This window comes from Flavobacterium aeripolare (assembly GCF_013294025.1).
In the GTDB taxonomy this organism is placed as follows: Bacteria; Bacteroidota; Bacteroidia; order Flavobacteriales; family Flavobacteriaceae; genus Flavobacterium.
Map to the genome: position 1 here is coordinate 99,441 of NZ_JABSNL010000004.1, position 23,852 is coordinate 123,292.

The following is a 23,852-nucleotide window of genomic DNA, read 5'->3' on the forward strand; positions in this document are numbered from 1 at the left end:
AATTTGTTATTTTGCCGAAAAATAATTTATAATGGTTTTTCGTATTTTCTTTCTGACACTTTTTTTGTTTTTTATCGAACTTTATGCTTTTCAGGCTGTGAAGACATTGATAAAGCCAAAATGGGCGATACTTACTTATCAAATTCTTAGTGCTATAGCGTTGCTGTACATCGTGTATTCTTTCACACAATTTGATAGATCAGTGGGGCAAACTCAGCAAACCATGATTACTATGGCTTTGTTTTTAATCCTATACACGCCTAAGTTGATACTAACATTGTTTATGCTTGGTGAAGACATTTTTAGAGTAGGATCTGGCTCTACGCGATTTTTTATGCAAAGCGAAAATTTTGAATTTTTGAATTCGAGAAGAAAATTTATAAGCCAAATAGGTTTAGGGTTAGCAGCGATTCCATTTGCTTCTTTAATATATGGTGTCACTGTGGGTAAGTATAATTATAAGGTGATTAAACAGCGTATTTACTTCCCAGATTTACCCGAGGCATTTGATGGATTTAAGATTACGCAAATATCTGATGTGCATAGTGGAAGTTTTGATAATGCTGAGAAGATTAATTATGCAATTGACCTAGTAAACGAACAAGACTCTGATATGATTTTGTTCACTGGGGATATCGTTAATACACATGCTAAGGAGATGTATCCTTGGATTGATACTTTTAATCGAATAAAAAAGCATGCCTACGGAAAATATGCGGTGCTAGGAAATCATGATTATGGAGAATATGTAACATGGCCAAACGAGCAAGAAAAAGAAGCTAATTTTAAAGCTATAAAAGGGCTTTATGGTCAAATTGATTTTAAATTGCTTTTAAACGAACATACGTACATAGAAAAAGGTACTGATCGTTTTGCACTTATTGGTGTAGAAAATTGGGGGCATAACTTTAAAAAGGCAGGTGATATTAATAAAGCATCACAAGGTGTTGCTACTACAGATTTTAAGGTTTTAATGAGTCATGATCCTAGTCACTGGGATTATGAAATAAAAAATCATGATAAGAACTTTCATTTAACTTTAGCAGGACATACCCACGGTATGCAATTTGGTATAGAGATACCCGGTTATTTTAAGTGGAGTTTAGCGCAATATGTTTATGCGCAATGGGCTGGACTATATGAAAATCTAGGTCGTTACGTTTATGTGAATAGAGGCTTTGGATTTCATGCTTATCCTGGAAGAGTAGGAATTATGCCTGAAATTACTGTAATTGAGCTAAAAAAAGGAGAGAGAGTAGCATAATACGTTAAATATGCTACATTTGTAACTTAATATCTATTGATTGAATAGATTTAAATAATAAAATTTTTGGTCTTATGTCAAAATTCGGAGAACTTATAAGCACACAGATTCCTGTGTTAATCGATTTTTATACAGATTGGAACGAGTCTTCTATGTCTATGGATCCTGTAATTAAGGATGTTGCGGCAGCAGTAGGGGATAAGGCGAAAGTCATTAAAATTGACGTGGATAAAAATCACGAGCTTGCTATTGCATTACGCATAAAAGGATTGCCTACTTTGATGATTTACAAAGAAGGAGAGATGATCTGGAGGCATTCTGGAGAATTGGATGCAAACACGCTAATAAGTATATTAAAAGAAAAAATATAGTTTACTTCCTTGCTGGTACATTTTTTGTATCAAGTTGCACACATTTAAAATTGTTGTCTTGTAAGTATGCTAAAACCTTAGGTAGTGCATATTTAAGATTTCTATATGCTTTTAAGCTGTCATGAAATACAACAATACTTCCTGCTTCAATATTTTTTATAATATTGTTCAAACATTTCTCTTGCGATATGTTGCGATCAAAATCGCCACTCACAATATCCCACATTATAATTTTATAGCCTTTATTTTTTATTTTCTTAGCCTGACTTTTTTTTATCTTGCCATAAGGCGGACGGAAAAACTTAGGTAGAGCATAGTTTAATTTTTCGCTACACCTTGCAAGCGTTTTTTCACAATCTTGAAAGTTCTCTAGATAATCTGAGGTGTTTGATTTCCATCCATTTAAGTGATTGTGGGTATGGTTTCCTATGCTATGTCCTTGAGTAACTATTTTCTCAAAAAGTTCAGGATTTGCTTCTACATTTTTTCCGATACAAAAGAAAGTTGCCTTAGCATTATGTATGCGTAATTCTTCGAGTATCCATTCAGTTATTTCTGGAATAGGTCCGTCATCAAACGTCAAGTATATTTTCTTGTCATTATTTGGCAGTAGCCAAATATAATTAGAAAATAGCTTTCGGATAAATGCGTTTGTTTTAACCCAATATAAATTCATTTTCACGATTTGTTTTGATAGACTTAAAGTTAAAAAAAAATGTAGCAATACCATAGTGATACTGCTACATTTTTATGTTAAAATTGGGGACTGTTCTTATTCTTTGTCTCTACCAAATCTCTTGAACATGTCGATATAGGTATTAAAAACGACTTTAGATTTATTGTAATTGTCAAGATCGTTGTTATCACGCATTACTTGGATTAAGCCTCTATATCGCTCAATGTCGGTAATGATGTCCATTACTAATCCGCTTTGTTCAGATGGATCTAATGTTTTGTAATAATTTAGATTCTCTTGGTATTTTCCAATCAACTTTTGTAACAATGCTACTGCCTTAGCTTTATCACCCACTTTGTAATAACCATCTGTGAAAGGTTCTAATAAAGCGTAATAGTAAAATTTATCTACCGGCATCTTTGTCATTGCAAGATCGATAACTTCTGCAGCCTTTTTAGTTTTACCTTCTTCGATTAATTTTTTCATTAAACGCGCTAGGTTTGTTCTATAGTTGATAGACTCTCTACGCGTTTCAGGATCATGGTAAATTTTATCACTGTCGCTATTTCCCCACTCCCATTTTTTAACGATTTGTAGCATTTTATCAGAATCAACAGATCCTAAGTCTAGAGGGCTACCGTCTTTAGGGATAGTTGTTCTAACAGGAACTAACTTATATACCAATCCTTCTAATTGAAGGTAGTTTTTCATCCATAAGTAGTCATCATCATCAAATGACCCTGGGCTAAAGTAAATAGGTCTTTTCCAGTCATTGTTTGCAACAATATCTAGCATCATTACCCTGTTTTTATACAAGGCTCTCCCTTTAATATTAATATCAATATAAGGAACAATAGAGTCATAATACTTAGGTGCTACAACTTTATTTTTAATAATTGCTTGTTTGTCTACTGGTATTCTAATTTTGTCAGTAGGGTAAAAGTGCATTGACTGCCCATTGTTCATTTGTACAGTGGCGTCAGGATTTTTAAGAAATCTTAAGAACTCTTTAATTTCCCATCTACTTTCTATTTTAGGAATGTAGATCACGTAGTCTAACTTATCACCCACGTACTCATCATGTGTAAATGAAATAGGTAATGCTGCTGACTCATAGCTTTTACGTTTCATTTGGTCAATGTACCAGTCTGTATTGAATAAACTAGTATTTACAATTTTAACATCTGTACGTACGCCTTCAATTTCTTGAGCATACCATAATGGGAAGGTGTCGTTATCACCAATAGTGAATAAAATAGCGTTAGGGTCACATGACTCTAAATACGCTTTTGCCATTGCTGTTGCAGTATATTTTCCTGAGCGATCATGATCATCCCAGTTTTGATATCCCATTAATACAGGAGCTGCCAGTAAACTTGCAGTTATAATTGCCGGACCTGCGATGCTAGGGGATAGGTATTTGCGTAACGACTCATATAAGGAGTATACTCCAAAACCAATCCAGATTGCAAATACGTAAAATGATCCTACAAGGGCATAGTCGCGTTCTCTCACCTCAAAAGGACGTTCGTTTAAGTATATTTTTAATGCTAATCCCGTAAATAAGAACAGTGATAGTAGTACGTAAAAGCTCTTACGGTCTTTTGTTGCATGATACATCATACCAATTAGTCCTAGAATAAATGGTAAAAAGTAATAGGTGTTTCTTCCTTTGTTGTTTAATACATCAGATGGTAGATTATCTTGTGACCCTAGATGTAAGCTGTCAATAAAGTTGATTCCACTTAGCCAGTTTCCTTCCTGATTGCTGTATCTACCTTGAATATCGTTTTGACGGCCTACAAAATTCCACATCAGGTATCTCCAGTACATATAGCCAAATTGGTATTCGACCATGAAACTTAAATTATCAGCTGTTGTTGGTTTTTCGACAATTAGGTATTGACTGTAGCTTTTTAAGAATTTAATGTATCCTTCATTGTCAATTTGTTTTTGAGCATAGGCCTGGCGAAACTCATTAACGTTTTTATATATTTCGTTTTTTAATTGCGCTATAGCTTTGTTGTAATCTTCAGGAGATAAGGTATTCACATCAATACCATATTGTGCTAAGTCTTGCTCGTAATCATAGCTAGGGTCAATAGAGAATTCTGGCGCATTAGTGAAGTTCATGTAGTTTTCAATATGCTCAGAACTCCACATTCTAGGCAAAATAGTTTTTTGATTATCATCACTATTTTGATCTGCATTTTTGAAATTATTTACGATTACATATTTTCCAAGTTTGTAATCTCTCTCGTAGTTAGGTGCTTTGTCTAAGTAAGGATTGTTTTTATCTAGTCCAGAAAAAGTTTCTGTGTATTGTGGTCCGTAAAATAAAGGATTAACACCATATTGCTCACGGTTGTAGTAGGCCAATACTTCGGCTGCATCAGAGGGCTTGTTTTCGTTGATAACAGTGTTTGCATTAGCTCTCACTGGTAGCATCATCCAAGTAGAGAAACCTATAAGTATAAATAGGATACATAGTAAAATCGTATTGTATTTGATTAATCCTTTGCTACGTGTGTATTTTAAACCGAAGTAGAAAAATGCAATAAATAGAAGTGCAACAAATATAGTTCCTGAGTTAAAAGGTAATCCTAGGCTATTGACCATGAATATCTCTGTTTGCCCAAAAAAAGCCATCGTTACAGGAAGTAGTAATTTAAATATAAAAAGTAAGATAGAAACCACTACGATGTTTGCGATGATAAAACTTTTTACAGTGACTACTTTATAGTTTTTAAAGAAATATAAAAAGCCTATTGCTGGAATGGTTAGTAATGCCATAAAGTGAACTCCAAAAGAAAGTCCAACAACCAATGAAATGATCAATAGCCATCGGTCACCTCGCTCTGTATTCATTTCTTGCTCCCAGCGTAGTCCTAGCCATAGCAGTAGTGCGATGAATAAAGATGCCATTGCATAAACTTCGGCTTCTACGGCGTTAAACCAAAAGCTATCTGAAAAGGCAAAAGCCAGTGCTCCTACAAAGGAACTTCCTAGTATAACGATTTCATTATTATCATTTAATTCAGAAACTGCGGCAACCAATTTTCTTAAAATCATTGAAGACGACCAGAACAAAAATAGGATGGTAAATGCGCTTGAAAATACCGAAGTCATGTTTACCATTAAGGCTATATGTTGCGCATCTGTAGCAAACATGGCAAAGAAAGCTCCAATCATTTGAAATAAGGGAGCTCCAGGAGGATGTCCTACTTGTAGTTTTGCAGCGGTAGCAATATACTCACCACAATCCCAGAAACTCATTGTGGGTTCAACAGTAAGTGTAAAAGTTAATAGTGCGATTCCAAATGTAATCCAGCCTAATATTGTATTCCATTTATTGAAATTGAATGTCGCCTTAATCATGTTTAAAATTTTAGTTTAATTTCGAGATACAAAGAAAATGTTTTTTTAGTTAAGGAGAAGTGCATTAACATAAAATTCTTTCAAAGTAGGCGGTTTTACTAACTAATTGATTCTGAATATTTTTTGGATATTTTTAATGCTTGGCGAAAAAAACTTTCATTTTTTTTGAATAAAAATGCTAAAAAAGTTTGCGCAAACTAAAAATAAGTATAAATTTGCACTCGCTAAGCAATAAAGCTGCTACGGCAAACAAACTGGTCCATGGTGTAATGGTAACACTACTGTTTTTGGTGCAGTCATTCAAGGTTCGAGTCCTTGTGGACCAACTTAAGTCTCTCAAATTTTTTTGAGAGACTTTTTTTTTGGACTAAAGATTTGTAGAATTGTTGCTTAAGCTTAATTTGGTTGGCTACAATTTATTTAAAATTAGTTGAATTTATTAATTGAGATTAGATTATAATAGGAAAAACCTTACTTACTCTAATTATATTAGCGTAAGAAATATTTTAACAGCTGACAAATATTTCGGTTTATAAAAAAAAACACTATATTTGCACCGTTATTTATTAAAATCTAGATAATGAGGGGGCTAATTGTCCCCTCTTTTTATAAAAATATGACATTTAAAGAAAAAGTAAATAAGTTGTTGATTGAGAGTCTTTCAGAGAAGCCAGAGCTTTTCCTGATTGATTTTACTATTACAGATGCATTCAAGATTATTGTTGCTATAGATGGAGATAACGGTGTTGCTTTGCAAGATTGTATTGATTTAAGTCGTTTAGTCGAAAGTAATTTAGATAGAGAAGAGCAAGATTTTTCTCTTGAAGTAGCGTCAGTAGGTGTGGGATCACCGTTGAAATTAGTAAGACAGTACAAGAAAAATGTAGGTAGAACACTGATAGTGAAAACAGCTACTGAAAATTTAGAAGCAGAATTAGTGGAAGCTAATGATGATTTTGTAATTTTGTCTTGGAAAGCTAGAGAACCTAAAAAGATTGGTAAGGGAAAAGAGACTGTTCAAAAACGTTTAGAGATTCCTTACTCAGATATAAAAGAAGCAATTGTTACAGTAACATTTTAATTAAAGAATTCGCATGGAAAATTTAGCATTAATCGATTCATTCTCAGAGTTTAAAGATGATAAACTTATTGATCGTGTAACGCTTATGGCAATTTTGGAAGATGTATTTAGAAATGCATTGAAGAAAAAATACGGTTCAGATGATAATTTCGATATCATTATCAATCCTGATAAAGGTGATATGGAGATTTGGAGAAGAAGGGTCATTGTTGCTGACGAAGATTTAGATTTTGAAAACGAAGAGATTACTTTAACAGAAGCTAGAAAAATTGAAGCGGATTTTGAAATTGGAGAAGAAGTTTCTGAAGAGGTTAAACTAATTGATTTAGGGAGAAGAGCAATTTTAGCTTTACGCCAAAATTTGATTTCGAAAATCCATGAGCACGATAATACAAATCTTTACAAGCAATTTAAAGATTTAATTGGTGATATTTATACTGCCGAAGTGCATCATGTAAGACCTAGAGTTGTTATTTTAGTTGATGACGAAGGGAATGAAATTGTTCTTCCAAAAGAAAAACAAATTCCATCTGACTTCTTCCGTAAAGGAGATAACGTAAGAGGAATTATAGAGAGTGTTGAATTAAAAGGAAACAAACCTCAAATTATTATGTCTAGAACTTCTGAGAAGTTTTTAGAGAAATTGTTTGAGCAAGAAATTCCTGAAGTTTTTGACGGTCTTATCATAGTTAAAAATGTAGTAAGAATTCCAGGTGAAAAAGCAAAAGTAGCTGTAGAAACTTACGACGATAGAATAGATCCTGTAGGTGCTTGTGTAGGTATGAAAGGATCACGTATTCACGGTATTGTTCGTGAATTAGGGAATGAGAATATAGATGTTATTAATTATACTAGTAACGTACAATTGTTTATTACTAGAGCTTTAAGTCCTGCTAAAATCTCGTCGATAAAAATTGATGAGGAAACTAAAAGGGCAGACGTTTTCCTTAAATTGGAAGAAGTGTCTAAAGCAATTGGTAGAGGTGGTCACAATATTAGACTAGCGGGTTTACTTACAGGTTATGAACTTGATGTAATACGTGAAGGAGATGTTGCTGGTGCTACTGCAGATGAAGACGATGTTGAGTTGACAGAGTTTTCAGATGAGATTGAAGGATGGGTTATAGAAGAGTTTGCTAAAATTGGATTGGATACTGCGAAAAGTATTTTAAAACAAGAAGTAGATGATTTAGTAAGAAGAACTGACCTAGAAGAGGAAACTATTCTAGATGTAATGAGAATATTGAAGGAAGAATTTGATAGTTAATCTATGCTTCTAACAACACAACGAAAAAGGTAATAATAAAAAGGTTTTATGTCTGAAGAGAGAATTATTAGAATAAACAAAGTTTTAAGGGAATTGAATATTTCTTTGGAAAGAGCTGTGGATTATCTAAAAGATAAGGGGATTGCTATTGAAGCAAATCCAAACACAAAAATTTCTGATGATGTATACAATGTTCTGTGCGGTCAATTTGCAGGTGACAGAGGGAAAAAAGAAGCTTCTAAGGAAGTAGGTGAAGAAAAGAGAAAGGAAAAAGAAGCTTTGCGTGTTGAACGTGAAAAAGAAATAGAGGATAAGCGCAAGCATGATGAGGAGATATTGAAGCAACAACAAGAAGTTATCAAAGCGAGAGCTACAGTAACTGGTCCTGTTCAAGTTGGTAAGATTGACTTGAATCCTAAAAAAGCTAGTCCAGCTAAAGCAACTGCTGAAAAAACTACCGAAGCGCCTAAACCAGCTGCTCCCGCTGAAACTATTGCTCCTACGACGCCAGCTCAGGAAAAACTTGTTTCTGATAAAAAAGAAATAAAGCCTGCTGTTGATGTTAAAGAAGCAAAAAAGGAAGACAAGCCGGAAGTTGCTAAAGCAGCTCCAGTAAAAGATGCGGTTAAAAGTACAGCTACTGAACCAGTGGTTAAAGCTAAAAGTGAAGCTGCTCCTAAAGCAGAAGCGCCAACTGCTGTAACTAATGATAATACAGATGCCGCTGCTAAAACAGAAGGAGCACCTGCTGAAGAAGCTATTGCGACACAGTATCAAAAATTATCAGGAACTAAACTTACGGGTCAAACAATTGATTTGTCTCAGTTTAACAAACCTAAGAAAAAGAAAGAAGAGCCTAAAATTACTCCTAATAAGCCTGGTGCTGCTGGAGCAAATAGCGCTAATAAAAATAAGAGAAAAAGGATTGCTCCTAAACCGGGTACACCAAGACCTCCAGGAGTTCCTGGAGCGCCAAATCCTAATAAAATCACTCCTAACACTGGTGGTGGTGGTTACAATGCTAACAGGAGTTCAAGACCTGGTTTCGTTAAAGGAAACAGACCTGCTATTGTTGCAAAAGTAGAGCCTACAGAAGAAGAAGTTAAAAATCAAATTCGTGAAACTTTAGAAAAACTACAAGGTAAAAAAGGTGGTAAATCTAAAGCTGCGAAATACAGAAGAGACAAGAGGGATACGCACCGTCAAAAATCTGATGATGAGCAAAGAGCCATTGATGAAGGAAGTAAAACTATTAAAGTTACTGAGTTTGTTACTGTAGGTGAAATTGCAATCATGATGGATGTGCCAATTACTAAAGTTATTGGAACCTGTATGTCATTAGGTATCATGGTTACCATGAACCAACGTCTAGATGCTGAAACATTAACCATCGTTGCTGATGAATTTGGTTATGAAGTGGAATTCATTACTGTAGATATTGAAGAAGCAATAGAGGTTGTAGAAGATAAAGAAGAAGATTTAGTTTTTAGAGCGCCAATTGTAACAGTAATGGGTCACGTCGATCACGGTAAAACTTCGTTACTAGATTACATTCGTAAAGAAAACGTTATTGCAGGTGAGTCTGGAGGAATTACACAACACATTGGTGCCTACGGAGTAACATTAGATAATGGTCAAAAAATTGCATTCCTTGATACACCTGGCCACGAGGCGTTTACTGCCATGCGTGCCCGTGGAGCTCAAGTTACCGATATTGCTATTATTGTGATTGCTGCTGATGATGATATCATGCCGCAAACAAAAGAGGCAATCAGCCATGCTCAAGCAGCTGGTGTGCCAATTATCTTTGCGATTAATAAGGTTGATAAACCAAATGCAAATCCAGAGAAAATTAAGGAGAAGTTAGCAAGTATGAACTTACTTGTAGAAGACTGGGGTGGAAAATTCCAATCTCATGATATCTCTGCTAAAATTGGTACTGGAGTAAAAGAATTATTAGAAAAAGTATTACTTGAAGCTGAAGTTTTAGATTTGAAATCTAATCCAGATAAAGCGGCTCAAGGAACTGTAGTTGAAGCTTTCCTTGATAAAGGTAAGGGGTATGTATCTACAATCTTAGTACAACATGGTACTTTGAAAATTGGAGATTATATGCTAGCTGGTAAACATCACGGTAAAATTAAAGCGATGCATGATGAAAGAGGGAATTCTGTTGAACAAGCGGGTCCATCTACACCAGTATCTGTTTTAGGACTTGATGGTGCTGCCACTGCGGGTGATAAGTTTAATATTTTTGAAGACGAAAAAGAAGCAAAACAAATTGCAGCTAAACGTTCTCAATTAATGCGTGAACAATCAGTACGTACACAACGTCACATTACACTTGATGAAATTGGACGTCGTATTGCATTAGGTCAGTTTAAAGAATTGAATGTAATCCTTAAAGGAGATGTTGATGGTTCGGTTGAAGCATTATCTGATTCGTTCTCTAAATTGTCTACTGAAGAAATCCAAATAAATATTATCCATAAAGGTGTTGGAGCAATTACTGAGACTGATGTTATGTTAGCTTCTGCTTCTGATGCAATTATCATAGGATTTAACGTTCGTCCTGCAGGAAATGCTAGGCAGTTAGCTGATAAAGAAGAAATCGACATTCGTTACTACTCTATTATTTATGCAGCGATTGATGACTTAAAAGATGCGATGGAAGGAATGTTAGCTCCTGAAATGAAAGAAGAAATTCTTGGAACAGCTGAAATTAGAGAGATCTTCAAAATCTCTAAAGTTGGATCAATTGCAGGTTGTATGGTTATGGATGGTAAAATTACTCGTAACGCTAAAATCAGAGTTATTAGAGACGGTGTTGTAGTTCACGGTGGTGAATTAGTAGCGTTAAAACGTTTCAAAGACGATGTGAAAGAAGTTGCAAAAGGGTACGATTGTGGTATTCAAATTAAAGGGTTTAACGACATCGAAGAAAGAGATGTTATTGAGTCATACCATGAGGTTGCTATTAAGAAGAAATTGAAATAAAATTCAGTATAATTATATTAAAAAATCCCGATTCGTCGGGATTTTTTGTGTTTTATACTATTTGGAAAAAGATCAAATTCGCAAGCATTGTATTGTGTTTTGAATTTTATTAAACTCTAATTGGCATCTTATTAAATTGTACGTTGTAAGTTATGCTACAACGGAGTTTTAATGCAAGTAGTAATTGATCCTGACTGTTAATCTTTATTTTTTATAGCATTGGTTGATTCGATTCTTTTAATTGCTTAAAAGAGCAGTTTTTGTGTTGTGCTTTAGGATTTACTGTTTGGTAATAAGTGTGGAGTTCATTTAGTTTCTTTATTTTATTCTGTAGAGCAGCTGATGTTTTTAAGAAAGATTGGAATTATGTGAATAGCAGATACTGATTGATGCTTCCAATTCAGAGTTATTAACACATTCTTCAGGTTATAACTTTCTTAAATTCTAATCTCTAAATGCTAACCTAGTGTAGTCTGCCAAATTGTAGAAAAAATATATTATTAGTTTTGTTCTGCTGAGATTATCTGGTTTATATTTTATTTATAATTGTTATTGCTTCATTCGGTTAAATTTTGAACCTATATTTCATTTGAAATTAAGCACTGTTCTATAAATTTATAATATTAAGTTCGGTTTTGTATAGTATTGAAGTGTTATCCAGGAAAATGTTTGATCTTATTGCTACTGTTTGATTTTTTGTCATGCAGCAGGGCTTAAGTTAGAAATAGTGATTTGAACCATATACGCAGATGTAGGAGTTGCGTGAATTTATAGTGGGTAGTTAGAGCTAATTTCACAATGACGGTTTAAGGCAAACAAAAGAGCCACTTCTAAATTGAAGTGGCTCTTAATAAATCTTAACGACGAGATTATTTTTGTGGCTTGATCAAAAAAGCATTTGAATACTCTTTTTTTATTTGAACTAAATTTCGCTCTGCTTCAATCCTAGTTCTAAAATTTCCAATCCACACTTTATAGTTGGGAGTGTTGAAAACAATAGTTCCATCTAGTTCGCTAAATTTTTGCTTGCAGCTGTAAAGTTCGCTTTTTGCTTTGTCGCTGTCTCCGCTAAATATTTGGATTTTATACCTATCGTTGATTGTCGCTGCGCTGCTAATTTTTCTTCTTTCACTAAGTAATTGTTGAAACTTGGCGTCTTGTTTTACGTTAAGATTTTGGTCTTGAGCCATTAATGAATTTACCGATAAGCAAATTAGAAATGTTAAAAATAAGCCTAGTTTTATTGATGTGTTTCTCATAAAGTGATGGTTTTTAAGCAAAAGTACTATTTAATCGAAGAATGCGAAAGCCAATTATTATTTAGAATTAATATAAATTGAATTTAAGACTATTTTAAGGTTTTGAGAATAGTTCATAAGTCGTATTTTTGTCGAAGTTTAAAATAAAGGAACGTTCTGTTTGCGAATTTTTAAATAGAAAACTGTTTCAATTTTTAGTAGATAATCATTATATTTTATGAAAAAGGTGGGTAACCATAATTCGATCTCAAGGAAACTACTGTTAGGCGTTACTTTAATGCTTGCAATTTCCTTTACTTCATTTGCACAAGATGCTGCTCCTGCGGCTGCAACTGAGGCTCCTGCGGCTGCACAAGGCGCTGATCCTGTAAAAGGAAAGGAGCTTTTTAATTCAAACTGTGCTGCGTGTCATAAGTTAGATTCTAAATCAACTGGGCCGGCTCTTAGGGGTGTGGCTGGGAAACACGATAAAGCATGGCTTTATAAGTGGATTCATAACAGTTCTGAATTGATAAAGTCAGGTGATGCTGCTGCTGTTAAGGTTTATGAAGAAAACAATAAGTCTGTAATGACTGCTTTTCCTCAACTGTCAGAAGGAGATATTGATAATATCATTGCGTATACTTCTGAAGAGAAAGCTGCGGCTCCTGCTGCTGTTCCTGGACAAGCCGCTACTGCTGGTGCCGGTACTGATAGTGGGGTGTCAAATAATATTATTTTAGGTGCTTTAGCGCTTGTAATGTTGATGTTGGTTGTGATGTTGTTCTTGGTGAACAATGTCTTGACTAAAGTTGCTAAGGCAAACGGTATTCAAGTCGCTCCAAGTACTCCAACTACTCCAATATGGAAAGCTTTTGCTAAAAATCAATTTTTAGTATTGGTTACGGCTATCTTCTTGTTGTTAGCTAGTGCTTACTTTGTTTATGGTTTCTTAATGCAAGTAGGTGTAGATCAAAACTATGAGCCAATTCAACCTATTCATTACTCTCATAAGATTCACGCTGGTGATAATGAGATTAACTGTAAATACTGTCACTCTGCTGCTAGGGTAAGTAAAAATGCGGGTATACCTTCTTTAAATGTTTGTATGAACTGTCATAAAAATATTGCCGAGGTTGCTGAAACTACTGCTACTCCTGAGTACAGCAAAGCATTTTACGATGAGCAAATTCAAAAGTTGTATACTGCAGTAGGTTGGGATAAAGCTACGCAATCTTATACTGGAAAAACACAGCCTGTTAAATGGGTGCGTATTCATAACTTACCTGATTTTGTTTATTTCAATCACTCGCAACACGTTACTGTCGCTGGAATTGAATGTCAAACTTGTCACGGTCCAGTTGAAACTTATGAAATTCAAAAACAGTTTGCTCCATTAACAATGGGATGGTGTATTAATTGCCATAGAAAAACTGAGGTAAAAATGGAAGGAAACGACTATTATACTAAAATTCATGAAGAGCTTTCTAAGAAATACGGTGTAGACAAATTGACTGCAGCGCAAATGGGAGGTTTAGAATGTGGTAAATGCCACTATTAATCAAATTATTAAGATTTTAATATTTATATACAATGTCATCAAACAAAAAATACTGGAAAAGTGTTGAGGAACTAGAAAATGGTTCTATTGTTGAGGCGCTTAGAAATAACGAATTTGTTGAAGCAATTCCTACTGATGAATTTTTAGGAAACGATGATGCGATGTCATCTTCTTCAACTTCACGTCGTGATTTTTTAAAGTACGTAGGGTTTAGTACTGCGGCAGCTACCTTGGCAGCATGCGAAGGTCCTGTTAACAAGTCGATACCTTATGTATTACAACCAGAACAAATCATTCCCGGAGTAGCTGATTATTATGCTACTTCTGTATTTGATGGTTTTGATTTTGCAAATCTTCTTGTTAAAACACGCGAAGGGCGCCCTATTAAAATAGATAATAATACTATTGCAGGAGCTAAATTTGCAGCTAACGCTAGAATTCATGCGTCTATATTATCACTATATGATAATATGCGTTTGAAGCAGCCAAAGATTGATGGAAAAGATAGTTCATGGTCAGCAGTTGATGCTAAGATCAAAACTAGTCTAGCGGAAGCGAAGTCAACTGGAGGTCAAGTAGTATTGTTAACAAATACTTTAGCTAGTCCGTCTACTGAAAAATTAATTAGTGAGTTTATTGCTCTTAATCCATCTGCTAAGCATGTGGTTTATGATGCTGTGTCTTCTTCAGAAGCTTTAGATGCTTTTGAAACTGTATACGGTGAGCGAGCTCTAGTTGATTATGATTTTTCAAAAGCTTCATTAATTGTATCTGTTGGTGCTGATTTCTTAGGAGACTGGCAAGGTGGTGGATATGATTCAGGATATGCTAAAGGTAGAATTCCGCAAAACGGAAAAATGTCTCGCCACTTTCAATTAGAGGCAAATATGACATTGTCTGGAGCTGCTGCTGATAAAAGATTAGCTATGACTGTAGCGAATCAAAAGCAAGCTTTAGTTCAAATATATAACATCGTTACCGGGGCTACTGTTCCTGTAAGTTTGGATGCTAAATTTAAAACAGATGTTACTAAGGCAGGTCAACAATTGAAGGCTGCTGGTGCTAATGGGGTTTTAGTTTCAGGTATTCAAGATAAAAATGCTCAGTTATTAGTTCTAGCAATTAATCAGGCTTTATCAAGTGCTGCTTATAGTACTGCTGGAGTTAGGCAAATTAGAAAAGGATCTAACGAAAAAGTTGCTCAGCTTTTACAAGATATGAAAGCAGGAAACGTTCACACTCTTTTAATGAGTGGCGTGAATCCTGTATATACTTTAGCAGATTCTGCTTTGTTTGTTGATGGGCTTAAAAAAGTTAAAACTTCTGTAGCTTTCGCTACAAAAGAAGATGAAACTGCTTCATTGACTACTGTTGCTGCGGCTGTTCCTCATTATTTAGAGTCTTGGGGAGATTTGAGTCTTACTAAAGGTTCTTACAGTTTAACACAACCAACTATTCGTCCGTTATTTGATACAAAACAATTTCAAGAAGTTTTGATGTCTTTAAATGGTGCTGCTGGTTCTTATTATGATTATTTAAAAGGAGCTTCTGCTTCAATGATGGTTGGTACAACTTGGAATAAAGTTTTACATGATGGTATCGTTGTTACGGAGACAGCTGGTTTATCTGGTGGAAGTGCAGACTTCTCTGGAGCTGCTGTTGCTTTAGCTCAGGCTAAACCTGCTAAAGGTCTTGAATTAGTATTGTATACTAAGACAGGTTTAGGTGATGGTCAACAAGCTAATAACCCTTGGTTGCAAGAGTTTCCTGATCCTATCACTAGAGTGTCATGGGATAACTATGTAACTGTTTCTAATGCTGATGCAAAAGACTTAGGGTTAAGTAATGAAATCGTTGCTAATGGTGGTTTAAACGGAAGTTATGCCAACTTAACGACTGTTGGAGGTCTTAAATTAGAAAATGTTCCTGTAATTGTTCAACCAGGTCAGGCTGTTGGTACAATTGGTTTATCTTTAGGTTATGGTCGTAAAGCGGCTATGAAAGAAGAAATGATGGTAGGTGTAAATGCTTACAGTCTATATAAAGGATTCAATGAATTGCAAGCTGTTACTTTAGAAAAAGCATCTGGTGAGCATGAATTTGCATCTGTTCAAGGACAGAAAACTTTAATGGGTAGAGGAGATATTATCAAAGAAACTACTTTGGAAATCTTCAATACTAAGGATGCTAAAGTATGGAATGAAGTTCCTATGGTGTCTTTAAACCATGAAGAGGTTGCTGGTACTACTGTTGATTTATGGGATTCTTTTGATCGTTCAGTAGGACATCACTTTAATCTATCAATTGACTTGAATGCTTGTACTGGATGTGGGGCTTGTGTAATTGCTTGTCATGCTGAAAATAACGTTCCTGTTGTTGGTAAATCAGAGGTAAGAAGAAGTCGTGATATGCACTGGTTGCGTATTGATAGATATTATTCTTCTGAAAGTACTTTTGCTGAAGACAACGAAAGAAAAGACAATATTGCTGGATTATCTAGTTCTTTGTCTACATTTAATGAAATGGAAAAAGCAGGAGATAATCCTCAAGTTTCTTTCCAACCTGTAATGTGTCAACATTGTAATCATGCTCCATGTGAGACTGTTTGTCCTGTTGCTGCTACATCTCATAGCCGTCAAGGTCAAAACCATATGGCATATAATAGATGTGTAGGTACTCGTTACTGTGCAAATAACTGTCCTTATAAAGTACGTCGATTCAACTGGTTCTTATATAACAAGAATAGCGAGTTTGATTATCATATGAATGATGATTTAGGTCGTATGGTATTGAATCCTGATGTGAATGTTCGTTCTCGTGGAGTAATGGAGAAATGTTCTATGTGTATTCAAATGACACAAGCAACAATTCTAAATGCAAAAAGAGAAGGTAGATCTATCGTTGATGGAGAATTTCAAACTGCATGTTCGAATGCTTGTTCTACTGGAGCAATGGTATTTGGAGATGTTAATGATAGCCAAAGTAAAGTTACAAAATTAGCTGCTGATGATAGAATGTATCATTTGTTAGAGCATGTTGGAACAAAGCCTAATGTGATTTATCATGTTAAAGTTAGAAATACCTAGTAAAAAAAAATATTAATTAAGAAACAAGATAAAGGATTATGTCGTCTCACTACGAAGCAACCATTAGAAAACCTTTAGTTATAGGTGATAAATCTTATCACGACGTAACAGTAGATATTGCTGCACCTGTTGAAGGTAAAGCTAATAAACATTGGTGGATTGTATTTTCAATCGCACTAACTGCTTTCCTTTGGGGAATAGGTTGTATTATTTACACTGTATCTACAGGTATTGGAACATGGGGATTAAACAAAACTGTTGGATGGGCCTGGGATATCACAAACTTCGTTTGGTGGGTTGGTATTGGTCACGCAGGAACATTAATTTCCGCCGTTCTATTATTATTCCGTCAGCGATGGAGAATGGCAATTAACCGTTCTGCTGAAGCCATGACAATTTTCTCAGTTATACAAGCGGGTTTATTCCCAATTATTCACATGGGACGTCCATGGTTAGCGTATTGGGTACTTCCTATACCAAATCAGTTTGGTTCGTTATGGGTAAATTTTAACTCACCATTACTTTGGGATGTATTTGCAATTTCAACTTATTTATCAGTATCATTAGTTTTCTGGTGGACTGGTTTGTTACCTGATTTTGCTATGCTTAGAGATAGAGCGATAACTCCTTTTAATAAAAGAATTTATTCTATCCTTAGTTTTGGATGGAGTGGTAGAGCTAAAGATTGGCAACGTTTTGAGGAAGTTTCATTGGTATTAGCTGGTTTAGCTACACCACTTGTACTTTCGGTTCACACGATTGTATCTATGGACTTTGCTACCTCTGTTATTCCAGGATGGCATACTACGATTTTCCCTCCTTACTTCGTTGCAGGGGCGGTTTTCTCAGGATTTGCAATGGTAAATACGTTGTTGATTATTATGAGAAAAGTTTCAAATCTTGAAGCATACATTACTCTACAGCATATCGAATTGATGAACATTGTAATCATGATTACTGGTTCTATCGTAGGTGTTGCTTACATTACTGAGTTATTTATAGCTTGGTATTCAGGAGTAGAGTATGAGCAATATGCTTTCTTAAATAGAGCTACTGGACCTTACTGGTGGGCTTACTGGTCGATGATGACTTGTAATGTGTTTTCTCCACAATTTATGTGGTCTAAAAAATTAAGAACTAGTATTATGTTCTCTTTCGTTATTTCGATAGTAGTAAATATTGGTATGTGGTTTGAAAGATTCGTAATTATTGTTACTTCTTTACATAGAGATTATTTACCGTCTTCATGGACAATGTTTTCACCTACATTTGTCGACATTGGTATATTCATTGGAACAATTGGTTTCTTCTTTGTATTGTTTTTATTATACTCTAGAACATTCCCAGTGATTGCTCAAGCAGAGGTAAAAACTATTTTGAAAGGAACAGGAGATAATTACAAAAGAGAAAGAGAAGCAAATAAAGATACACATCATGAATAATAAAGTAATATACGCCATTTATAATGACGATGATATTTTGATGGATGCGGTTAAAAAGACTAGAGCAGCTCATCATCATATTGAAGAGGTTTTTACACCTTTCCCGGTTCACGGTTTGGATAAAGCAATGGGGCTTGCGCCTTCAAGACTTGCAATATGTGCTTTCATTTACGGATGTATTGGTATTTCATTTGCCACTTGGATGATGAATTTTGTTATGATTCAAGATTGGCCACAGGATATTGGAGGGAAACCAAGTTTCAGTTATATTCAAAATATGCCTGCTTTCGTGCCAATTATGTTTGAGATGACTGTATTTTTTGCAGCGCATTTAATGGTTCTTACGTTCTATATGAGAAGTAGAATCTGGCCATTTAAAGAAGCAGAGAATCCGGATGTTAGAACTACTGATGACCACTTCTTAATGGAAATCTCCATTAACAACAATGAAGAAGAGTTAGTTTCTTTTTTCCAAAATACAGGAGCTGTAGAAGTTAAAGTAATAGAAAAGAATTAATTTAGATATGAAAACCGTATATAAAATAACACTATTATTTGGTTTTGCTATGCTAATAGCATCATGCCACAATAATAAAGCGCCAAATTACCAGTACTTTCCTAATATGTATGAATCAGTAGGTTATGAAACTTACTCTGAGTCAAAAGCATTTAAAAATGGTAAAGAGGGTCAACTTCCAGTAGATGGGACTATAAACAGAGGTTTCGAAACTTTTGAATATGCTAACACTACGGAAGATTACAATAGAGCTAAAGCTAATCTTGTTTCTCCATTAGACTCTTTAGATAGAAATAATGGTAAAGGACAAGAGCTATTTGATATTTACTGTATCAGTTGCCATGGTGCAGCTGGTAATGGAAAAGGAAAATTAGTAGAAAGAGAAAAGTTCTTAGGAGTTCCTAGTTACGCTGATAGGGAAATTACTGAAGGAAGCGTTTTCTTTGTTGTGACTTATGGTTTAAACTCAATGGGTTCACATGCAAATCAATTAAGTGCACATGAGCGTTGGTTAGTTGCTGACTATGTCCTTAAACTAAAAAGCCAATTATAATTGTTGAACAAACTGATCGTAATAGATATGTATACATTTTCAAGTAAATTAAAGACTCTTTCTTTCATCTTAATGGCCATCGGTATATTAGGTATGGGGTATGGTTTTTATAGTGCGCCAAAAGATATTCACGAAGTGGAAACTCTTTTAGCAGCAGAAAGTCACGGAGCTCACGGTGAGAAAGCCGCTCATGGTGAGGCACATTCTTCAGATGGAGAACACGTCCAAACAGCAGGTCATGATGCTACTGAAGCAGATGCTGCAGCAAAACATGAAGAACATTTAACTCACGTTTTACACGAATTACAAAATAAACCATGGGCTGCATTATATGTTGCTTGTATTTTCTTTATGCTTCTTTCAATGGGAGTGTTAGCATTTTATGCTATTCAACAAGTTGCTCAGGCAGGTTGGTCTCCAGTGTTGTTTAGAGTAATGCAAGGAATCACGGCTTATTTGCCATGGGGTTCTGTAATATTCTTTGTAATCCTAATTTTATGTGGACTACACTTCAATCATTTGTTTATCTGGTTGGATCCAGAGGTTGTAGCACACGATCCGCTTATCGCTAATAAAGCAGGTTACTTAAACTTTCCTTTCTGGATCGTTAGAGCAGCTATCTTTTTAATTGGTTGGAATGCGTATAGATTTTACTCTGCTAAAAACTGTTTAGCTCAAGATGATGCTAATGATGATTTATTTTACAAGAAAAACTTCAATATCTCTGCGATGTTCTTGGTTTTCTTCATTGTAACAGAATCTATTATGTCTTGGGACTGGATTATGTCAATCGATCCTCACTGGTATAGCACTTTGTTTGGATGGTATGTGTTTGCAAGTTTCTTTGTAAGCGGAATTACTATGATTGCAATGGTAACAGTTTACTTGAAATCTAGAGGTTATTTAGAATATGTAAATACAAGTCATGTTCATGATTTAGCTAAGTTCATGTTTGGTATTAGTATTTTCTGGACATATTTATGGTTCTCTCAGTTTATGTTGATTTGGTATGCTAATATACCTGAAGAGATCACTTATTTTATTACAAGAATTCAGTTATATAATTTACCATTCTTTGGTGCTGTTGTTATGAACTTCGTTTTTCCATTGTTAATTTTAGTTAATACTGATTTTAAACGAATTACTTGGGTGATTGTTATGGCAGGAGTTGTTATCTTAGCAGGACATTATATTGACTTTTTTAATATGATTATGCCTGGAACTGTAGGTGATAAATGGTTCATCGGAATACCAGAAATAGCTTCTGTGTTGTTCTTCTTAGGTTTATTTGTTTTTGTTGTATTCACTGCATTAACCAAAGCTCCTTTGTTACCAAAAAGAAATCCTTATATCGAAGAGAGTAAGCATTTTCATTATTAATATTTAAAGAAATAAACAGATGACAAGTTTGTTGGTAATTATAGTTTTAGTTTTATTAGCCGTTGCATTATGGCAATTGACAAAGATATTTGATTTAACTCAAGTTGGAGCAAATAGAGATAGTTCTGAAGTAGCGACTGATAACGACAATAATATTCAAGGATATTTAATGTTTGGCTTCCTTGCTTTCATTTATATATTTTCAATATATGGATTGTTTGCATGGGGTGGTTTAGTGTTGCATACTCCGGCTTCTGCACATGGTGCATTAGTAGATAATTTAATGAACATTTCATGGGTACTATTATTCATAGTTCAAGCGATTACACAAGTTTTACTACATTACTTTGCTTTTAAATATAGAGGTAAACAAGGTCAAAAAGCATTGTATTTTGCTGATAATAATAAGTTAGAGGCAATCTGGAGTATTATTCCTGCAGTGGTCTTAGCTGGTTTAATCCTTTACGGATTATATGCATGGACTAATATTATGTTTATCGATGATGAAGATGATACTGTTGTTGTTGAATTATATGCACAACAATTTAAATGGACTGCTAGATATGCTGGTGAAGACAATGTATTAGGTAAAGCAAATGTTAGGTATATAGAAGGTATCAATACTTTAGGTGTAGATATGTCTGACCCTTATGCTCAAGATGATATTGTTGTTTCTGAATTGCACATCCCAAAAGGTAGAAAAATTCATTTCAAAATGAGATCTCAAGATGTACTACACTCTGCATACATGCCTTACTTTAGAGCTCAAATGAACTGTGTTCCTGGTATGGTTACTGAATTTGCTTTTGAGCCAGTTTACACTACTGCAGAGTATAGAGAGTTACCTTACATGGTGGAGAAAGTATCGCATATTAATGAGCTTAGAGCTAAAAAGAGTGTTGATATTATCGCAAAAGGTGGTACGGCATTAGATCCTTACACTTTTGATTATTTACTTCTTTGTAATAAAATTTGTGGTGCATCGCACTATAATATGCAAATGAAAATTATTGTAGATACTCCAGAAGATTATAAAAAATGGATTGCTGAACAAGCACTTTTAGCACAACAGGTTAAAGAGTCTAAAGCTGCTCCAGCTGATGCTACTGCTACAGCAGCTGCTACTACTGATACTGTTGCGGTAAAAGATACGATTGCTGTTTCTGTAATAGCAAAAAAATAATTATTAAGAAAATTTAAAGTATACATATATGTCAGCAGAAGCTCACGATCACGGACACGATCACGAACACGAACATCACCATAAAGAAACGTTCATTACTAAGTATATATTTAGTACTGACCACAAGATGATTGCTAAGCAGTACCTAATTACGGGTATCTTTATGGGAATCATAGGTGTTGGTATGTCGATGCTTTTTAGAATGCAATTGGCATGGCCTGAAGAGTCATTTAAAATATTTAATATCCTACTTGGTGATAAATGGGCACCAGACGGTGTAATGGCTAATGATATTTATTTATCTTTAGTAACCATCCACGGAACGATAATGGTTTTCTTTGTACTAACCGCCGCCTTGAGTGGAACCTTTAGTAACTTATTAATTCCACTTCAAATTGGTGCTAGAGATATGGCATCTGGATTTATGAATATGATTTCATATTGGTTATTCTTCTTATCAAGTATAATCATGATTTCTTCATTATTTATTGAATCTGGACCTGCAAACTCTGGATGGACGATTTACCCTCCTTTGAGTGCATTGCCTCAAGCGATCTCCGGGTCAGGATTGGGAATGACGTTATGGTTAGTTTCTATGGCTATATTTATTGCTTCTTCTTTAATGGGATCTTTAAATTATATCGTTACAGTTATTAACTTAAGAACAAAAGGGATGACAATGACAAGATTGCCATTGACTATCTGGGCTTTCTTTGTAACAGCTATTATTGGTGTAGTATCTTTTCCAGTTTTACTTTCTGCAGCTTTGCTATTAATCTTTGATAGAAGTTTTGGTACATCATTCTTCTTATCTGATATCTATATTGCTGGTGAAGTTTTACATTACCAAGGTGGTTCTCCAGTGCTTTTCGAACACTTGTTCTGGTTCTTAGGACACCCTGAAGTTTATATTGTATTACTACCTGCATTAGGTATCACATCAGAAGTTATTGCAACAAACTCTCGTAAACCTATTTTTGGATACAGAGCGATGATTATGTCAATCCTTGCGATTGCGTTCTTATCAACAATTGTATGGGGTCACCACATGTTTATCTCAGGAATGAATCCATTCTTAGGTTCTGTATTTACTTTTACAACCTTATTGATTGCAATTCCATCTGCGGTAAAAGCATTTAATTATATTACAACTTTATGGAAGGGTAATTTACAGTTAAATCCTGCTATGTTGTTTTCAATAGGTTTAGTTTCTACCTTTATTACAGGAGGTTTAACAGGAATTATTCTGGGAGATAGTACACTTGATATTAATGTTCACGATACTTACTTTGTAGTAGCTCACTTTCACTTAGTGATGGGTATCTCTGCGCTTTATGGAATGTTTGCTGGTATTTACCACTGGTTCCCAAAAATGTTTGGTAGAATGTTAAATAAAAACATGGGATACGTTCACTTTTGGGTAACTGCAATTTGTGCTTATGGAGTTTTCTTCCCAATGCACTTCATTGGATTAGCTGGTTTACCTAGACGTTACTATACAAATACTAACTTTCCATTGTTTGACGATTTACAAAATGTAAACGTTTTAATTACAACATTTGCTTTAGTTGGTGGTGCTTTCCAATTAGTGTTTTTATACAATTTCTTTAGTAGTATTTTCTACGGTAAGAAAGCAGTTCAAAATCCATGGAGATCAAATACTTTAGAATGGACTACACCAGTAGAACACATTCACGGTAACTGGCCAGGTGAAATTCCAGAAGTACACAGATGGCCTTATGATTATAGTAATCCTAATCATGAAGAAGATTTTGTACTACAAACTACTCCTATGAAACCTGGTGAAGAAGTTTTACATCACTAGAATTTTAAAACATACAAAAAATGCCTTTCTATT

Annotated in this window: 16 protein-coding genes and 1 tRNA gene; 14 read left to right on the top strand and 3 right to left on the bottom strand. The window is 34.7% G+C overall.

All coding sequences use genetic code 11. The features are described from left to right. Positions 1-31: 31 nt before the first annotated feature. Both HNQ00_RS06410 and HNQ00_RS06415 read left to right on the top strand, forming a co-directional pair. Positions 32-1,264 (top strand): metallophosphoesterase, encoded by a 1,233-nt coding sequence (locus HNQ00_RS06410; RefSeq protein WP_173837495.1) that lies wholly within the window; start codon positions 32-34, stop codon positions 1,262-1,264. A 74-nt stretch (positions 1,265-1,338) separates the two neighbouring features. After that, a complete protein-coding gene (locus HNQ00_RS06415; RefSeq protein WP_173837496.1) occupies positions 1,339-1,635 on the top strand; it encodes a thioredoxin family protein in 297 nt (98 codons plus the stop codon). A gap of 1 nt (position 1,636) precedes the next feature. Here the strand turns inward: HNQ00_RS06415 and HNQ00_RS06420 are convergent, their stop codons facing one another. Next, entirely contained in the window at positions 1,637-2,311 is a 675-nt protein-coding gene (locus tag HNQ00_RS06420; protein WP_173837497.1) for a polysaccharide deacetylase family protein, read from the bottom strand. A 96-nt stretch (positions 2,312-2,407) separates the two neighbouring features. Beyond that, positions 2,408-5,689, bottom strand: a complete 3,282-nt coding sequence (locus HNQ00_RS06425; protein WP_173837498.1) for a glycosyltransferase family 117 protein — start codon at positions 5,687-5,689, stop codon at positions 2,408-2,410. A 255-nt stretch (positions 5,690-5,944) separates the two neighbouring features. Between HNQ00_RS06425 and HNQ00_RS06430 the strand changes: the two genes are divergently transcribed. From HNQ00_RS06430 to infB, 4 genes are all read left to right on the top strand, one after another. After that, positions 5,945-6,015, top strand: a tRNA-Gln gene (locus HNQ00_RS06430). Positions 6,016-6,305: 290 nt separating this feature from the next. Continuing rightward, the gene (gene rimP / locus HNQ00_RS06435; protein WP_173837499.1) at positions 6,306-6,770 is read left to right on the top strand and encodes a ribosome assembly cofactor RimP; all 465 of its coding nucleotides are present in this window, start codon (positions 6,306-6,308) and stop codon (positions 6,768-6,770) included. 13 nt (positions 6,771-6,783) lie between these two features. After that, a complete protein-coding gene (gene nusA / locus HNQ00_RS06440) occupies positions 6,784-8,037 on the top strand; it encodes a transcription termination factor NusA (RefSeq protein ID WP_173837500.1) in 1,254 nt (417 codons plus the stop codon). Positions 8,038-8,085: 48 nt separating this feature from the next. Further along, positions 8,086-11,034 carry a translation initiation factor IF-2 gene (gene infB / locus HNQ00_RS06445; protein WP_173837501.1) on the top strand — a complete coding sequence of 983 codons (2,949 nt, stop codon included), beginning with the start codon at positions 8,086-8,088 and terminating at the stop codon, positions 11,032-11,034. Positions 11,035-11,903: 869 nt separating this feature from the next. Here the strand turns inward: infB and HNQ00_RS06450 are convergent. Beyond that, positions 11,904-12,293 carry an SPOR domain-containing protein gene (locus HNQ00_RS06450; RefSeq protein WP_173837502.1) on the bottom strand — a complete coding sequence of 130 codons (390 nt, stop codon included), beginning with the start codon at positions 12,291-12,293 and terminating at the stop codon, positions 11,904-11,906. A gap of 217 nt (positions 12,294-12,510) precedes the next feature. Here HNQ00_RS06450 and HNQ00_RS06455 point away from each other — a divergent pair, with 217 nt between their 5' ends. The 8 genes from HNQ00_RS06455 to HNQ00_RS06490 are packed head-to-tail and all read left to right on the top strand — an operon-like array spanning position 12,511 to position 23,819. Next, positions 12,511-13,833 carry a c-type cytochrome gene (locus HNQ00_RS06455; protein WP_173837503.1) on the top strand — a complete coding sequence of 441 codons (1,323 nt, stop codon included), beginning with the start codon at positions 12,511-12,513 and terminating at the stop codon, positions 13,831-13,833. 32 nt (positions 13,834-13,865) lie between these two features. Then, positions 13,866-16,919: a TAT-variant-translocated molybdopterin oxidoreductase gene (locus HNQ00_RS06460; RefSeq protein ID WP_173837504.1), complete on the top strand. Its 3,054-nt coding sequence runs from the start codon at positions 13,866-13,868 to the stop codon at positions 16,917-16,919. Between the two features lie 38 nt (positions 16,920-16,957). Then, positions 16,958-18,361 carry an NrfD/PsrC family molybdoenzyme membrane anchor subunit gene (gene nrfD / locus HNQ00_RS06465; RefSeq protein WP_173837505.1) on the top strand — a complete coding sequence of 468 codons (1,404 nt, stop codon included), beginning with the start codon at positions 16,958-16,960 and terminating at the stop codon, positions 18,359-18,361. Continuing rightward, positions 18,354-18,878, top strand: coding sequence for a DUF3341 domain-containing protein (locus HNQ00_RS06470; protein WP_173837506.1), 525 nt, complete (start codon positions 18,354-18,356; stop codon positions 18,876-18,878). Before nrfD ends, HNQ00_RS06470 begins: the two co-directional genes overlap by 8 nt. Positions 18,879-18,885: 7 nt before the next feature. Continuing rightward, a complete protein-coding gene (locus tag HNQ00_RS06475) occupies positions 18,886-19,431 on the top strand; it encodes a c-type cytochrome (RefSeq protein WP_173837507.1) in 546 nt (181 codons plus the stop codon). A 27-nt stretch (positions 19,432-19,458) separates the two neighbouring features. After that, positions 19,459-20,811, top strand: a complete 1,353-nt coding sequence (locus HNQ00_RS06480) for a cation-translocating P-type ATPase (RefSeq protein WP_173837508.1) — start codon at positions 19,459-19,461, stop codon at positions 20,809-20,811. 19 nt (positions 20,812-20,830) lie between these two features. After that, positions 20,831-21,994, top strand: coding sequence for a cytochrome c oxidase subunit II (locus HNQ00_RS06485; RefSeq protein WP_173837509.1), 1,164 nt, complete (start codon positions 20,831-20,833; stop codon positions 21,992-21,994). 28 nt (positions 21,995-22,022) lie between these two features. Continuing rightward, positions 22,023-23,819 carry a cytochrome c oxidase subunit I gene (locus tag HNQ00_RS06490; protein ID WP_173837510.1) on the top strand — a complete coding sequence of 599 codons (1,797 nt, stop codon included), beginning with the start codon at positions 22,023-22,025 and terminating at the stop codon, positions 23,817-23,819. Positions 23,820-23,852: the final 33 nt, after the last annotated feature.